12 protein-coding genes and 1 tRNA gene are annotated in these 15,626 nt (G+C 72.7%); 4 read left to right on the forward strand and 9 right to left on the reverse strand.

Annotation, left to right across the window (positions count from 1 at the left end; all coding sequences use genetic code 11):
* Positions 1–661 precede the first annotated feature (661 nt).
* The 5 genes from J7I97_RS39110 to J7I97_RS30965 form a co-directional block, all read right to left on the reverse strand.
* Entirely contained in the window at positions 662–2,524 is a 1,863-nt protein-coding gene (locus J7I97_RS39110; RefSeq protein ID WP_308365280.1) for a phosphatase PAP2 family protein, read from the reverse strand.
* A 666-nt stretch (positions 2,525–3,190) separates the two neighbouring features.
* Positions 3,191–4,360 (reverse strand): thioester domain-containing protein, encoded by a 1,170-nt coding sequence (locus tag J7I97_RS30950; RefSeq protein ID WP_214941536.1) that lies wholly within the window; start codon positions 4,358–4,360, stop codon positions 3,191–3,193.
* A gap of 284 nt (positions 4,361–4,644) precedes the next feature.
* Positions 4,645–5,052, reverse strand: coding sequence for a single-stranded DNA-binding protein (locus tag J7I97_RS30955; protein WP_214941539.1), 408 nt, complete (start codon positions 5,050–5,052; stop codon positions 4,645–4,647).
* A gap of 98 nt (positions 5,053–5,150) precedes the next feature.
* Positions 5,151–6,971, reverse strand: a complete 1,821-nt coding sequence (locus J7I97_RS30960; RefSeq protein WP_308369258.1) for a GTPase — start codon at positions 6,969–6,971, stop codon at positions 5,151–5,153.
* A 4-nt stretch (positions 6,972–6,975) separates the two neighbouring features.
* A complete protein-coding gene (locus J7I97_RS30965; protein ID WP_214941542.1) occupies positions 6,976–8,580 on the reverse strand; it encodes a dynamin family protein in 1,605 nt (534 codons plus the stop codon).
* A gap of 332 nt (positions 8,581–8,912) precedes the next feature.
* On the opposite strand from J7I97_RS30965, the gene J7I97_RS30970 reads away from it, so the two are divergent.
* The 4 genes from J7I97_RS30970 (at position 8,913) to J7I97_RS30985 (ending at position 10,867) form a co-directional block, all read left to right on the forward strand.
* A tRNA-Arg gene (locus tag J7I97_RS30970) sits at positions 8,913–8,985 on the forward strand.
* 684 nt (positions 8,986–9,669) lie between these two features.
* Entirely contained in the window at positions 9,670–10,080 is a 411-nt protein-coding gene (locus J7I97_RS39115) for a DUF397 domain-containing protein (RefSeq protein WP_308378375.1), read from the forward strand.
* Positions 10,081–10,111: 31 nt separating this feature from the next.
* Entirely contained in the window at positions 10,112–10,249 is a 138-nt protein-coding gene (locus tag J7I97_RS30980; RefSeq protein WP_214941545.1) for a hypothetical protein, read from the forward strand.
* A 63-nt stretch (positions 10,250–10,312) separates the two neighbouring features.
* Complete coding sequence (locus J7I97_RS30985) at positions 10,313–10,867, forward strand: AAA family ATPase (RefSeq protein WP_285441101.1); 555 nt, start codon at positions 10,313–10,315, stop codon at positions 10,865–10,867.
* On the opposite strand, the gene J7I97_RS30990 is transcribed toward J7I97_RS30985, so the two are convergent.
* The 4 genes from J7I97_RS30990 to J7I97_RS31005 all read right to left on the reverse strand — a co-directional run bounded on the left by J7I97_RS30990 (position 10,812) and on the right by J7I97_RS31005 (position 15,504).
* Positions 10,812–12,062, reverse strand: a complete 1,251-nt coding sequence (locus tag J7I97_RS30990; RefSeq protein ID WP_308369257.1) for a plasmid pRiA4b ORF-3 family protein — start codon at positions 12,060–12,062, stop codon at positions 10,812–10,814. The genes J7I97_RS30985 and J7I97_RS30990 overlap by 56 nt on opposite strands.
* A 612-nt stretch (positions 12,063–12,674) precedes the next feature.
* The gene (locus J7I97_RS30995; RefSeq protein ID WP_214941548.1) at positions 12,675–13,271 is read right to left on the reverse strand and encodes a hypothetical protein; all 597 of its coding nucleotides are present in this window, start codon (positions 13,269–13,271) and stop codon (positions 12,675–12,677) included.
* Positions 13,268–15,076 (reverse strand): alpha/beta hydrolase, encoded by a 1,809-nt coding sequence (locus J7I97_RS31000; RefSeq protein WP_214941550.1) that lies wholly within the window; start codon positions 15,074–15,076, stop codon positions 13,268–13,270. The genes J7I97_RS30995 and J7I97_RS31000 overlap by 4 nt, the downstream gene beginning before the upstream one ends.
* Positions 15,073–15,504: a hypothetical protein gene (locus tag J7I97_RS31005; protein WP_214941553.1), complete on the reverse strand. Its 432-nt coding sequence runs from the start codon at positions 15,502–15,504 to the stop codon at positions 15,073–15,075. Before J7I97_RS31005 ends, J7I97_RS31000 begins: the two co-directional genes overlap by 4 nt.
* Positions 15,505–15,626: the final 122 nt, after the last annotated feature.

Consider the following 15,626-nt stretch of genomic DNA (forward strand, 5'->3'; position numbering starts at 1 on the left):
CGGGGCGGGGCGGGGGGCGGCGCCGGGGCGGGGCGGGACGCCGGGGCGGGGCGCGGCGCCGAGAGGCTGGCGGGCGCCGGCCGGGACGCCGAGCAGACACCAGGCGGGAACGCCGAGCAGGCACCGGGCCGGACGCCGAGCAGGGGGGCCGGACGCCGAGCAGGGACTGAGCTGTACGCCGCGGGGGAAGTCGGGCGTACGAAGGGCTGGGCATCGGGGCCTGGCGCCACCTGGGTCCGTCGGGGCGTTAGGCGGACGGCTGGCAGGACCGTCGGGGCGGGAAGCGGGACGTCACGCCTCGGATCCCGCGCCGCGCATGCGGGCCGCCGACAGGGGGCCCGCGGCGGGGGCGGGCGCCGGGCCGGGCCCGGCGACAGTGGTGGCGGTTGCGCCGGCGCGGCGGCCGGAGCGGCAGGCTCCGGGGCGGAGTCGGCGGCGCGCCGGGGCGAGGCGAGCGGAACCGGCACAACCGGTACAGCCGGCGGAACTGGCGGGGCCACGGCGGGGGCGCCCGCAGAGACGGAGGCAGCGAACCGGGACGACTTCACAGAAGGCACACAACTCTCCACAAGGCTGATGATCGTGATGTGCCGGTCACTGTAGGAGGCTCGCGCGGTCGGCCCGGGCCCCGTGGGCGGGACTTCGTCACCTCCGCTCCGCCTCAGCTCAGGCGGTAGACGGTCAGGGCGTCGGGAAGCTCGTCGAGGACGAACGCGCTGGGGGCCTTCGCGTACTCGCCGTCGTAGGCGAGGGGCGTGCCGGGCGGGATGTCACCGATGCGCAGGCTGCGGAGCCGGGTGGCGGTGTGGACCGGGGACCGGGTGAGCGGGCCCGCGAGGGCGGCGGCCAGCAGGCGCGGGCCGGGGCGGCCGCCGCCGTAGACGAGCCGGACATCGAGCAGACCTTCGCCGAGGCTGTCGCGCCGACGGGGGGTGGGGCCGGTGCCGTGGTAGGTGCCGTTGCCGGCGAAGAGCATCCACACGCTCCGGGGCCGCCCGGCCACCCGGAGCCGCAGGGGCCGCTCGGCGCGCAGCACCCGCCAAGCCGCCAGCAGCGCCGCCGGTCCTCCCCCGATGCGTGGCGCCCACTCCAGGCGGTGCCTCAGCAGCTCCGGGTAGGCCCCGATGCTGAGGTTGTTCAAGAAGTACCCGGGTGCACTGCCCCCACCCCCGACCCCGCCGGCACCGGCCCCGGCCACGTCAGCACTGGCCCCGCCCACGCCGACACCGGCCACGTCGGCCCCGGCCACGTCAGCACCGGCGCCGGGTGCTCCGGCCCCAGCCCCATCAGCACTGGCCCCGGCCCCGGGTGCACCACCCCTACCCCCGGCCACGTCAGCACCGGCCACAGCCCCGCCAGCAGCGGCCCCCGCCACATCAGCACTGGCCCCGGCCCCGGGTGCACCGCCCCTACCCCCGGCCACGTCGGGACCGGCCCCGGCCACGTCGGCACCGCCCGCACCCCCGGGTGCGCCGTCCCCACCCCCGGCCACGTCAGCACCGGCCACAGCCACGTCAGCATCGGCCCCGGCCACGTCGGCACCGTCCGCCGGCCCCGGGGTGAAGCGCCCGACGCCGACGCGGACGGCCTGGCCCGCGGCGACAGCACGGCAGATGTCCTCGTAGCCGGTGAGGCCGAGTTCCAGGGCGAAGTGGTTGAGCGTGCCGCCGGGGAACACCGCCAGCGGCACCCCGGCCCGCAGTGCGGCGGTGGCGCCCGCACTTACGGTGCCGTCGCCGCCGCAGACCCCGAGCACCGTGGACCGGGCCGCGGCCGCGGCCAGCGCCGCCGGCAGCCCGGGACCCTCGCACTCGATCAGCTCTGCCCGGGGAAGCCGCTCCCGCAGTACGTCGAGCCCCGCGTTGGCGGCCGTCCCCGATGCGGTGTTCACCACCACCGTCAGCCCCGCCCCGTCCGGCAGCGCGGGCGCCCCGGCCGCCTTCCGCTCGTCACCCGGCACGGCCCGGGCCTCTCGCGCGTCCCGCGCGAGCCGGCGTACGACGAACCCCGCCGCCACCCCGAGCGCCGCGCCCGCCATCACGTCGGAGGGGTAGTGCACCCCGGTGTACACGCGGGAGAACGCCACGGACACCGCCACCGGGGCCATGGCGGCCCCCCACCCCGGGGACTCCAGCGCCAGCCCGGCGGTGAACGCGAAGGCCGACGCGGCGTGCCCGGAGGGGAAGGACGTGGTCTGCGGCTGCGTCACCAGCTGCCGCACCGCCGGCACCCCTTCCAGCAGCGGCCGTGGCCGGCGTACGGACCACTTCCCGACGGTGTTGATGGTCGCGGAGGCCAGCGCCAGCGAGGCGGCCCCGCACAGCGCGGCCTTGCGGGCCCGGGCCGACCCGAGGACGCCGATCGCCGCGGCGGCCCCACCCCACAGCACCCCGTGGTTCGCGGCCCGCCCGAGCCGGGGCAGCACCCGGTCGGCCCCGGGCCAATGCCGCCGGGCCACCACATCGAACAGCTGCCGGTCCCACTGCGCGACCGCGCCTCGCCAGGTCAGTTGCTGATCAGCCACTCCCTGCGCCTACCCGGATGCCCGCCCCCAGAACCGGCCCCTCACCCAACCAGGCCCACCCCACCCCCAGACCAGACCAGAACTGGGCATGAGAAACCCCGGCGGGCAGGGCCAGGCCGCAAGCCGAGTCGGAGAACGCCAGGCCCGCCCCGGCAAAGGCGCGGCCCCAGCCGAGGCAGACCGAGCCGGCGCAAGCCGCAGTCCCAGCCGGGGGAGGCCGAGGCAGCGCAAGCCGGGCCCCAGCCGAGGCAGGCCGAGCCGGGCCTGCCCAAGACAGGGCCAGCGGGCCAGGCCGAGCCGACGCAAGCAGCGGTCCCAGCCGGGGGGGGGGGGGGGGGGGGGCCGAGCCGGCGCAGCCCAAGCCAGGGTCCCAGCCGGGCCAGGCCGAACCGGCGCAACCCGCAGTCCCAGCCTGGGCAGGCCGAGGCAGGCCGAACCGGCGCAAGCCGCGGTCCCAGCCGAGGCAGGCCGAACCGGCGCAAGCCAGGGTTTCCAGTCGAAGCCGGCCGAGCCGGAGCCCAACCCACGCGCCCAACCCGGGTGGCCAGCCCACGCGGCCAACCGACGCGGCCAGCTCAGGCACCCAGCCCACGTGCCCAGCCCAGCGCCCAACTCAGGCGCCCAGCCCACGCGGCCAGCCCCGGCGCCGAACCCCCGCGCCCAGCCCTACCGAGTCTCCTCGTCCTCCTCCAGAGGCCGCTTGCGGAGCAGGAGGGCCACCATGCCGCCCAGTACCACCAGGCCCACCGCGAGGGAGGCGATCACCGGGGTGGCGGCGGAGCTGCCGCTGGTGGCCAGGCGCTCCTCGTCCGGGGATTCGGCCGAGGTGGACGCGGCCGCGCCGGTGCCCGGGGCCGGGGCGGACAGGGCGCCCACGCCCGCCGCGGTCGTGCCGGGCTCCGTACCCGGCGGGACCACCCGGGCCTGCGGCCAGACCACGGTGGCGGTGGCCGCCGACGCGGACTCGCTGGAGCCTGCCACGATCTGCGCCTGGGCGGGGATCCCGCTGGTGAAGACCCGGCCGACCGGCACCCTCGTGGAGCCCTGGACGCTGACCGAGGCCATCCCGTCGGGGGTGCCCGCCGGCACCTCGAAGTACAGCCGGCTGCCATTGGAGGCCGTGGCCAGCGGCCGCCCCTCCGCGTCCACCACCCGTACCCCCATGGCCTCGGCGGCCGCGTCCGGGGTGACGGTCACGCTCTGCGCACCCGTCCGCACCGTGACCGGGCCGAGCCGGCCGACGGGCCCCGACACCGGCCCCGACACCTCGCCCGGGTCCAGCCCCAGCGAGGCCGGCGGCTCCGGCATCCGCCCCGCCGCCCGCTGGAGATAGTCGGCCAGCTTCTCCGCCGCCGGGTCCGCGGCCTCGACCTGCGCCCCGTCCGCCAGCCGCCAGATCGCCACCTGGGTGCCGGCCGCCGCGCTCTCGGCGGTGAGCGACCCGGCTCCGGCCGCCTTGGCCAGACCGGCCAGATCGTTCAGCTGGGGGTACGAGTGCTCGAGGACCCAGCGGATCCTGCCGGCCCCTTCCCCGTTCCCCGCGAGCGGGCTGCCGCCCCACCCGATCTCCGTATACCGGGCCTCGGGCTGGGCGTCGCCCCCCAGGCCGACCTCGTACGTCTGGAGCACGCCGCCGCCGTCGACCCGCATCTCGTACAGCCCGGCCGGGATCTGCCGGACCGCCCCCTCTCTGGTGTGCAGGACCGCCTGGCCATACGTCTTCAGCCCGTCCAGCACGGCGCTCGCACCCTCCGGTGCACGGCCCCCCGCCGGATCGGAGTCGGCGGCGGCCGCTGCCCCCGGCGCGGCGGCGAGGGCGGCGGCGAGCAGCGCCACCGCCCACGGCCGCCGCGCGGAGGCCCGAACCGAAGCCGCGGCCGGAGGGCCAAACGGAACGGCAGCCGGCACCACGGCCGGGACCACCAGCGGGACCACAGGCGGCCCGGCGGCCGACCCGCCCGGAGTATCCGTAACAGCGGGGTGAGGCTCAGCAGGAGCGGAGAAAGCAGAGGAAACGGAGGGAGCGGAGGATACGGGAACGGCAATCGACACAGTCTTCCCCTTCGGGCCAAAGACCCAGGTGCCCGTGAGTACCGGGGAATCCTAACCGTCTCGAACACTCAGACCACCGCCGCCTTCTGATTGGCCATCAGTGGAGTGTCCGTCTTGACGACCCGCCGGAAGGCCGCCGTACCGCGGTTGAGGTCGTGTCCGATGGCGATGGCGTCGATATTCGCCGAGAACCAGCGGTTTCCGTCCCCGTCGGGGGGATCCTCCCGGACCCGCAGCCGCCCGTGCACCACCAGCGGTTCGCCGACCGAAACGGAGCCTGCGAGATTCACCGCCAGCGTGCGATGCGCCCACACCGTGTAGAAGCTGGTGGTCCCATCGGTCCAGGCCTCCTTCTTCCGGTCGAAGTACCTCGGTGTCACCGCGAAGCGGAACCTCGCCGACGGTCCGCTCGGGCTCTCCTTGAAGTCGATCTGCGTCGCCACATAACCCACCAGCGTCACCATGGTGTCGTTCATCCCGGCCGCCCTCCCCCACATTCCGTACCCGTACGGACCATCCGCACGAGGTACGACCATGCTGGCGCGACCACCGGAACCCCGCTGCGGCCTGTGGACTACTGGCGGGTTGTGGACAACTTCGCCACCGCCGCGTACTGCTCGCGCACCTCCCGGTAGCGCAGCAGCTCCGCCGCCACCGGTTCCAGCACGCGGGCCCGCCCGCACCCGGCCGCCGCCTGCCGCAGCCGCCGCTCCGCGTCCTGCCCGTAGCGCCTCGCCGGCCCGCGGGCAGCGATCGAGCAGGCCCATTCGACGAGCGGCCCGCCGACGATGCCGGCCACCATCAGCAGCACCGGCGGCATCAGGCTCGGCTCCAGGAACCCGACGATCTGCCCGATCAGCCAGAGCCCGCCGTAGATCTGAAGCAACGTCATGGCCGCCTGCGCCAGCACCGCGGCCGGCCACCACGTGGGCCGCGGCGGCTTGACGCTGGGCACCGCGACGGCCGCGCCCAGCGTCACCGCGATCTCGTCCAGCGCCTCCGGCAGTCGTTCGGCGCCTCGCACCGCGGTCTCCCGCACCGCCTGCGCCCAGGGGTCGGGCAGCCCGATGACCGCCTCGTCCGCGACCGTCCGTACGGCCTGCTCCACCCGCTGACGTGCGGTCACCTCCTGCTCGACCGGCGCGTCGAACGCCGTGGAGGTGCGCCCGATCGCCGCGAGCGACGCCAGTCCGGCCAGCGAGCGCGGGGCGCGCCGGGCCTCGTACCACCGCCACAGCCGCAGCCACGGCGTCCCGCACGCCTTCCCGGCGTTGCGCCGCCAGGCCCGCTCGGCGGCGAGCCCGGCCGCGTACGCCCCGACGGCCTCCGCCAGCCGGTCCTCGAACTCGGCGCGCGCGGCCTCGCCGATCTCCGGTCCCGCATGCCCGTCGGCGACGTAGAGCGGACGCAGGCGCACCGCCGTCCGGTCGACATCGGCCGAGATCCGCCGGGTCGCGGCGCCCTTCTCCTGAGTGAACTGTCCGAGCATCTCCCGCAGTTCCCCGACGCCTTCACCCGTAAGAGCGGAAAGCCCGAGCACCGTGGCCCCCGGCTCCCCGTGCTCCCCGAGCGCGATGCCGTCGTCGTCGAGGAGCCGCCGCAGGTCGTCCATTACGAGATCGGCGGACTCCCCGGGCAGCCGGTCCACCTGGTTCAGTACGACGAACGTCACCTCCGCGTGCCCGGCCAGCGGCCGCAGGTACCGCTCGTGCAGCACGGCGTCCGCGTACTTCTCCGGGTCCACCACCCACACCACCGCGTCGACCAGTGCCAGCACCCGGTCCACGTGCTCCCGGTGCGCGCCGACCGCCGAGTCCAGGTCCGGCAGGTCTACGAGGACCATCCCGCGCAACGCCTCGGCCTCCGAGGTCTCCCGGGGCCGGCGCCTCAGCCTGCCCGGGATCTCCAGCCGGTCCAGCAGCCCGGCGGCTCCGTCCGACCAACTGCACGCGATCGGCGCGGCGGTGGTCGGGCGGCGCAGACCGGTCTCGGAAATCTGCACTCCGGCGAGTGAATTGAACAGCGTGGACTTGCCGCTTCCGGTGGCTCCGGCGATCGCGACGACCGTGTGCTGCGGCGACAGTCCGCGCCGCGCCGCCGCCTCGTCCAGTACTCGGCCCGCCTCGGCGAGGGTCTTGCCGTCGAGGCGGGTCCGGGACAGCCCGACGAGCTGGCGCAGCGCGTCCAGGCGCATCCGCAGGGCCTGTCCTTCGAGGCTGAGCGGGGGCGCGGGCGCCTTGCCGCCGTCGCTGCCGGCGCCGGAGACGGCCCGCACGAGCGCGTCGTCTCCTTCCTCGCCGTCGTGGTCGTCGTCGTGGCCGAGGGCCGGGTGGCGGGAGCGAGCGATGAGTCCGTCGTCCCATCGGTCGTCGGCGTGGTCGGTCAAGGCGGTCACCGTGTCACCTCTCCTTCTGCAGTAGGGACAGCGCGGCGATCAGCTCGGCCTGGGGTTCCGGGGTCACTTCGAGGGCCTCCAGCGGGGCCAGCCGGCGGTCCCGTTCGGCGCGCAGCACCCGGTCCAGGTGGTCGCCGACCAGTTCCCCGCCGCGGTCGCGCAGCCGCAGGGCGGCCTGTACGCCGATCCGCTCGGCGAGTTTCTCCCCGGCCGGGCGGGCCCGCTTGCCGCCGAGGAGGGCGGCGACCAGCAGGGCCGCGACTCCGTCGGCGTCGGGCGCGGGCTGCTTGTCGAGCCGCGTGACTTCGTCCTCGGCGAGTTCCTCCAGGACGCGCCGCCAGCGCCGTACGGCCATGCCGATTCGTTCCGCCGCTTCCCGGTCGGGCGCGGGCAGCGGGACCGCGCCGGAGGCCGGCTCGCGCCGCCAGGCCTCGGCGATCCGCTCGTCGGCGGCGGCCACGGCGCACTGGAGCAGCGCGGCGAGCGATTCGGCCAGCGAGTCGAGCAGCTCGTCGGCGCTGGTGTCGAGGGGGTAGCCGCGCCACCGGGTCAATGCGTCCCCTGCGAGCACGGCACCGTGGTCGAGCCGGTTACGGACCCGCTTGCCCTCCTTCCTGTACGCGTCCTCGACGGCCGTGGTCAGCCGTACGGCGGCGGCGTGCTGGGCGGCGACGGCGGAGGCGAGCTCCGGCATCCGGCGCCCGAGGGAGTCCAGCGCGCCCAGCGCGGTGCGCCCGACGGCGTACTGACGGGCGGCCGGGTCCTGCACGTGGTGGGTGAGCCAGGCGAGCAGCGGCGCCACGGCGCTGGCCGGCAGCAGCCCGCCCCCGCCCGTCGACTCGGGCAGCTCGGGCACGGTGAACCGCGGTACGTCGCCCAAGCCGGCCCGGTTGAGCAGCGCCCCGTACTGCCGCGAGACCTCTGCGAGCACCTGGTGCGGGACCCGGTCGAGGACGGTGATGAGGGTGGCTTTGTACTGCTTGGCGGTGCGCAGCAGGTGCCAGGGCACGGCGTCGGCGTAACGCGAGGCGGTGGTGACCATGACCCAGACGTCGGCGGCGCAGATGAGTTCGGCGGCGAGTGTCCGGTTCTCGACGACGAGGGAGTCGATGTCGGGGGCGTCGAGGATGGCGAGCCCGCGGGGCAGGGTGGAGACGGTCTCGATACGCACCTCCCGTGTCGCGTGGGTGTTCCCTCGGGGGGTGTTCCGGGCGGCCGGCAGCAACTCCTCCTCCCCCGGCGGCGCCCAGACCCGCATGAGCTCGGGCAGGACGCGCATCCCGGCGAACCAGTGGTGATCATCCGGATGGCAGACGAGTACAGGGGTGCGCGTGGTCGGACGCAGCACCCCGGCTTCACTGACCTGGCGTCCTACGAGGGAGTTGACGAGGGTGGACTTTCCGGCCCCGGTGGAGCCGCCGACGACGGCCAGCATGGGCGCCTCGGGCGCCTTCAGCCGGGGTACGAGGTAGTCGTCGAGCTGCGCGAGCAGCTCGGCTCTGGTCTGGCGGGCGCGCGGGGCACCGGGCAGGGGCAGCGGCAGACGCACGGACGCGACCCGGTCGCGCAGGGCGGACAGGGCATCGAGCAGCTGAGGCCGAACATCCAAGGTCACCACATGCGAAGAATGCCCAATTTAGGGCCATTTTTGAAGCTTATACGTCCTCTGCGCGCCGACCGCGACTCCAGTGGTACATCCTGGACAGAGCGGACGAGTGGGGCGCAGGCATAACGAGTGCACAACACCCAGGGCGCCACGGCGCAAAAGCGGTGCGAGAATCGCACCTGCCTGCGATTATCGGGACCGCTTCACCGAACCTCCACATCGTGGCACGCGAGTGAAGCAACCGGGACAAGGCAACCGGAGCCCTATCCTTGACCCGGCATGGATCACAGCCCCACCCCCACCCCGGGGCTCCAGGCCACCACGGCCACCTTCCGGCCCCCGTAGCTCAGTGGATAGAGCAGGTGCCTTCTAAGCACTTGGCCGCAGGTTCGAGTCCTGCCGGGGGCACTCTCCACGTCCCACCCTGAAGCCCTCCCTCGCGGAGGGCTTTTTCGCAGGTCAGCGGCACTCTGACGCGGGCGCCGTGGCGCCGGCGTAAGCCCCTTGACCGCCCCTGGCAACGGAGTCGACGGTCCGCTGGACCCGGCTTCGGACGGCTCCTGGCGGCTGTTCTTCCCGAAAACTTCCCGAAATTCTGCCGCGCCCGGTCCGTCGGCGAGGCCGCGGCGGGCAACTCCTGCGGACCCCCAATACGCCTCTGGAGGTCGGCCAACTGACCCGTCAAACATCGGGCATAGGTGGCAAGCGGGACGGGGACGCTGTTGCCCGCCCACGCGGCGACCTGGGCCGGCGGGACTCCGTTGTTCAGCCAGGTCGACAGGCAAGTACGCCGCAGGTCGTACACGCGCTTGCCGACGGGCGAGGTGTACTCGTGCTCGTCCAATACGGCCTCGCGGGCCTTGCTCCAGACGCGCCGGAACACCCGATCCGGCGAGCAGCCCGCCCATCTCTCCGGAGAACAGGAGATCACCGGGCTTGAGCTCGTCACGCCCTACGAGCTCGCGCAGAACCGCGACGAGCGCCGGATGTGCGGGCACCGGACGGGTTTCGCCGACGGCCCGACCTTTCGGATGGCGACTCCCGTGGACCTCGCCGTCGTCCGTCCGCTGACTGCCCACCTCGGGTTCCGCCGTGTGGGCAAGAAGCTCACCCCAGCCGCCTTCCGACAGCGTCGAGTCGGCGACGCGCAGGGCGACGGCCTCCTCCGGGAGCACCACCGAACTGGCCTGGTTCAAGAGCGGCTACAGCGGCAGCTCGGGCGACACCTGCGTCGAGGTCGCCCTGTCCCCTCGGCCGTCCTCGTCCGGGACTCCAAGGACGCAGGGCTCTCCCTCCTGCACGTGTCCCCCGGCGCCCGGGCGGCCTTCACCGCCCACGCCGGAGACGTCCGCCTCTGATACGCCACCACCGACCCCGCCGCCGGGCCGCCCGCATACGATGCCCCCGTGGACGACGGAGCCCGACGGCCGAGAGACGGTTCACAGAACCCGTAGCACTCTTCGAGGCGCAGTCGGTCACCCTCTCCGCATACGCCCCGCATGAGATCGACCTGCTTCGACAGCGCCGTTTCCAAGTGGAGGAGGGGTTCCTCGGCCTCATGGAGGACGCGGGCTTCTTCAACGCCGTGTCCGCCGGCACGGGCGACATCGGCAAGGTCCGCCTCCGCTTCCGCCTGCTCGACCAGATGTTCCGGGAGGTCCTGGATGCTTGAGCGCATCGGCATCACCAATTCAAGGCGTTCGGCCGCCAGGACCTCGCACTGGCGCCGTTCACCCTGCTCACCGGCCTGAACTCCTCCGGCAAGAGCACGGTCCTCCAGGCCCTCTCGCTGCTGCGCCAGTCGTACGAGGCGGGCGTCCTGGAAGACGGCGGCGAGTCGGGGCTCCTCCTGAACGGCGAGTTCGTCCAGCTGGGCACTGGGCAGGACGTTCGGCACGAGGCATATCCGAAGGACGACCCCGACATCGGCCTGACCGTCGTCCCAGCCGGCCTGCCCGACCTCACCTGGCGTGCTGCGTACGGCCCGGAGGACGACCTGCTGCGAAGATCACGCCGGAGCATGAGCAGCGCAGACTCCTGTGCCACTTCACGGACGAGGACGGGGAGGACCGCTGCTACGACTGGCACGGACGTTTCACTCCGGGCCCCGGGCGGCTGCATTTCCGGCTCTTGCCCGAAGCAGGGGCCCTGGAGATCGCCTACATCGGGCGCAAGATCGGATCGTAGAGGCAGCCCGGGCCCCTCTCGGGCACACATGCCATTCCCTCAGTGCCTCACGACGCATCCCCCGACGCCAGCCGAAGCCGCTCGTTGGCTTCACCGGGGGTGAACCGAGCCGGGTCGAACACGGCGCCCGAGTCCAGGCCGAGCCACCTCACCGTGTCCGCGTGCTCCGCGTGCGACGGGTCGGCGAGAGCCCGCTTGAGGTCTTCGTAGGCCCAGCTTCCTCCGCAGTCCTCCGGCGGGCAGGCGCCGGAACCCGCCACGCAGACCGGGTAGCTCCGGTCCGCCTCGGCTGCGAGCCGGCGCTCCAACGTGACGCGGTGCTCCCAGGAGTCACCGAAGTCGTACGTGTACGCGAGGGTCCCGCCCTCCTTCAGCAGGGCGCCGAGGGTGACGGCCCGCTCGTCCCGGAAGCCGAGCTCGGAAACGGGCCGGCCGTACTGGACACCGTCCGCGGTGAAGGCGTGCATATGGCTGTTCTCCCAGCCCATGGCAGCCTGGATCACGGCATGCACCTGGTCGAGCCGGGCCGTGGCAGGCACCTGCACACGTCGCCAGACCGCCGGTGCGGCAACATCATCCAGATCGATACGCAGCTGGAACACCGGGTCTCCGGGCCGCGGTTCGCCTCGCATCACGGCCACGGCCCGTCGGCCCGGACCGGTCAACTCCGCGGTGTCGTCGTCGCGTCGGACGGCCCCGAGAGCTGTGAGGGCGTCGAGCAGCAGCCGCACGTCGCGGTCGTTGCTGCCGCGCCAGCCCCGCAGACGTTCCGCGGGCACGTCATCGAGGATGTAGGGCGCGGTCACCGCCTGCCACACCGCCGTGCGCAGCGTCTCCCCGCCGACCGGGCCGCCGACCGCGTACAGCCGGTGCAGCAACGCCCGCAGGCCGGCGTCGTACTCCTGCGAGAAGACCGACTCCAGCCACCCCGAGACCAGTACGGCACTTCCGATGCGCGGTACCGCTTCGAAGAGCGCGTTCCACAGCTCATCGGGCCGGTCGAGCAGCCGGGCGTTCTTCTTGACCGGAAGCAGACGGCCTCCGGCGACCCTCAGCAGTCGGGCGGCCTTGGCCCATTCCACCAGCAGGTTCAGGTGGTACAGCTCCTCGCTGGACTTCGTCTTGAACATCCGGTCGCCGATCACCGGGTCCATCCGGTCGCCTGTGTCGAGCCGCTCGACCAGTACCCGGGCGTCCGCGAGCATGACGCGGCCGGTCTGGGTCAGCTTCCGTCCCGCCCCGATCCACGTGACCAGTTCCCGCACCTGCCCGGCCGCCTTGCCCTGAACCTCGTCCACAACCGCTCCGCCTGCCCGCCTCGTCGTTCCATCCTTCCCATCCTCCCGCACCGCCGCAGCTGCTGGACGCCGCCCACACCCGCCGCACCGAGCGCCGCGACCGCGCCGAACGCGAACGGTCCGAAGCCCGCGCCAAGCATCTGACCGCACGCGCGGCCGAGGCGGACGGGATCTGGCGCCAGGTCGAAGGGCACATCGCCACGAAGAAGACCAGTGCCTACGACGTGGCCGTCACCCTCCTTCGCGAGTTGCGCGAGGCCTGTGCCTACACCGGACACAGCCCCGACTTCCAACAACGCCTGAGACTCCTGCGCGACGCCAATCAGCGCAGGCCCGGTCTCATCCACCGTCTCGACAGCCACGGCCTCCGGTAACACAGCAACCGGGCCGCGCACATCACGTAGGGGCGCGGCCCTCGCACCCAGACCGGTAGTCGGCGCCAGACCGACGCTGGCACTCTGCAGTGGTTCATCGAGGACGTCTGGGGCCAGTTCGACGACGACCACACCCGCCCCGGCGCCCCGCTGTCCGGCCGGTGCAACGGTCTCACCGGCGCCGGACCCCGCCCCTGTGATCACATGTGTAGCCATGGGGCCCTCGTCCCACCTGCGGTCAGGACGAGGGGGCGGTGCCCGGCGCCGGGGTCTCGGCGGACCAGAAGTCGGAGCGGACGTTGGGGGTGGGGATGGCGATGTCGCCTTCGTACGTACGGCCGTTCGCCACCTTGGTGGGCGCTGCCACCTTCGACTCGTCCACGCAGGGGCTGGTGACTTCGAAGAAGGCCTGCCCCTCGTGACCGAACATGACCATGATGCCGAAGCCGTCCGGGGACGTGGCGTAGATCTCCGGCATGTCCTTGCTCGGATTCACCGTCTTGATCCGATAGCCACTCGCCTTCCAGAAACTCTCGACCACACCGAGGAAGTTGCCGCGGCGCTGAGGGGAGACGACCGTCATCACGGTCCAGTAGCGGGTCACGTCGCAGCTGCCGGTCGTCGTCGTGTCGTGGACCCATTCGACCTCCGGCTTGATCGCCCCGACCGTCGCGTAGAGCATCGCGTCGGCGCGCTCCGCCGCTCCCTGCATGTCCATGCCTGCCACTGCCCCTTCTCCTTGCTTGGTGCCGCCCAACAGCCCGCACCCGGCGAGCAGCGCGCCGGCCACGGCCATCGCACAGGCCAGCCGAATGGTCCGTGTGATGCGCTTCATCGATGCTTCTCCCTCACGATGTTCTCAGGTTGTCCGGCGACGATCCTGGCGATGTTGTTGGCCGACACCTGGTCCTTCTCCGGAGTGAAGTACTGCGAGTGGGCGTCGAACCCGCCGCCGTCGCGGATCATCCTGGGCCCGTCGTCGACCAGGAAGCGCTGTGCCCCGAAGGCCTCGCTCGCCGGGTCCTTGCCGAAGTACACGTCGTCGTTGCCGATGTCGAAGAGGTCACGTCCGACCGCGACCCCCACCGGGCCTCCCAGCACCCAGCCGAGCGCCGCCTCGCCCTTCGTGGGCAGGTGGGTGACAGGGTCGTTGTCGGCGGCGCCGACGAACACATGGTCCTTGCCCACGCCGAGCTCCGTCGCCTTCTGCGCGTCCACGCCGGGGCTGCCGAGCAGGATCACATCGTCGACGCCCGGGATCCCGCCGGACTGCTTGGCGGCCGTGCCCACGGTGAGCGAGCCGTAGGAATGCCCGATCGCCGTCACGTGCGGGTCCTTGTTCTCGTTCGTTGCCGAGAGGCCTGCCATGAACTGGTTGTACGCCGGGGCGCCCCGCTGCGCATCGCCCCTCGTCATCACGTCCACGTTCTGCGGGGCGTCGTAGCCCAGCCAGACGATCGAGGCACTGGACGGGTCCACGCGCTGGGCACCCTTGGCCGTGTCCTGGGCCCGCTTCATCGTGTCCTTGACGAACTCGTCGTTGAGCTTGGTACTGAGACCGGGGACGTACGCCGAGACGTTCTTGGAGGTGTCGGGGTTGCCGTACGAGACGATCGCGCGTCCGTTGCCCTCGTCCCCGATGCCCAGAAGGAACATGGGCGGGCGGCTCGGCTCGTTCAGTTTGTCCTGGATCCCGCGGAGGGCGTTGAGCTTGGTCTCCGCGTCGTCGCCGCCTCGGCGCGCCAGGTCGTCGATGAGGACCGGCAGGTAGTTGCGGTTCGCCTCGTCGCGGGAGACCGCCGGGATGCCGTCCAGGCCGCCGATCAGGTCCGGTGCGATCTCCAGGTACTCCTGGCGCTGTTCGTCGGTCAGGCCGTCCCACCACTTTTTGCGCTCGGCGGGGCTCTTTTCCTCCGGGACGCCTTCGCCGAGGTACATGCCGGCGGTGGAGCGGACGTCGGAGGTGTCCTGGAAGACGTCCTTCAGCGTGGCCTCGGTGACGTCGAGGCCCTTCTCCGCCTTCAGACCGCTGAGGGTCTTCGCGTACCGGGCGTCTATCTCCTGGGCGGACCGTACGGCCCGGGCGACACGGTCGGCCACGTCCTGCGCCTTCGCCGCGTTCGGGTTCAGCGGCTTGAAGCCCGAGTAGCCGGGGTACAGCGGCGACTGCCCCTGCGAGCCGAGGCCGGGCGGTTCCAGCGGGAGGCGGGAGCTGCCCTGGACCTTACTGCCCGGGGCCTCCTTCTTCGCCCCGGTCAGGTCCTCGACCTCGGTGGCCGGGTAGCTGACGGAACCGTCCTCGTGGACGGTGAAGTTCAGGGCGGCGGCGTCCGCGAGGGCCTGCTTCAACTGGTTCTTGGGCTCGGCGAGATCGCTGGCGAGCCCGTTGAGCGCCGTACGGACGAGCCCGCACTCGGTGTGCAGGTACTGGAAGTTGCGGCTGAGGCGCTGGAGCCTGCCTAGGGCCGCCTCCGCCGACTCGCTCTCCTGGGTCTCGCGGAGCTTCGCGGACATCGCGCGGTCGACCCGTACGCGGTCGGAGTCCGAGCGGTCCGAGACCTCGTGCCACTTGTCGCCCGCCTCCGTGAACTCGGAGGCCTTAAGGTCGCGCAGCAGCTGCCAGGTGAGGGTTCCGGTCATCGCTTCTCATCCGCCTTGCCGCCGCCGTCGACGCCCTTGAAGGACGTCTCGATCGCGGTCTCCGTCTCGCCCATCTCCTTGGCGACCGTCAGCAAGGTCCCCTTGAGCTGCTCGCACTCGTCCCGCACCGCCTGAAGGCGTTCCTCCCAGGACGTCAGCACGCTCTTGAGGGCCACGACGGAGCTGAGACCGGCGGCTCCCGCCTCGACGCCCTCGTGGCCGGGGCCGAGCGCCAACCGGCTCGTCTCCGTGCTGGTGCGCAGGTCGCCGGCGGTGCCGGAGGCGCTGGTCCAGGGGCGGTTGCTGTGCTTGAGGTTTCCGGTCACGCCCCCGCCGGTCCCGGGGTCAGGGGCCGCCGAGGCGAGCCTCATCGCGGGCCCGCCGTCGATCGGTCCGAACAGCTCCTGCCAACGCTCCGAATAGGACACGGCTCCCCCGTCTACGTCTGCGTTCCGCTTTCGCGCCCCGAGAGACTAACGCAGGTCACGCACGTGTGTGCGATCGGGAACGGGTTCCGCACAGGGGAATGGCCCACACCCTTACGACGTGG

The sequence above is a fragment of the Streptomyces sp. ISL-87 genome (assembly GCF_018614095.1).
GTDB lineage: Bacteria > Actinomycetota > Actinomycetes > Streptomycetales > Streptomycetaceae > Streptomyces.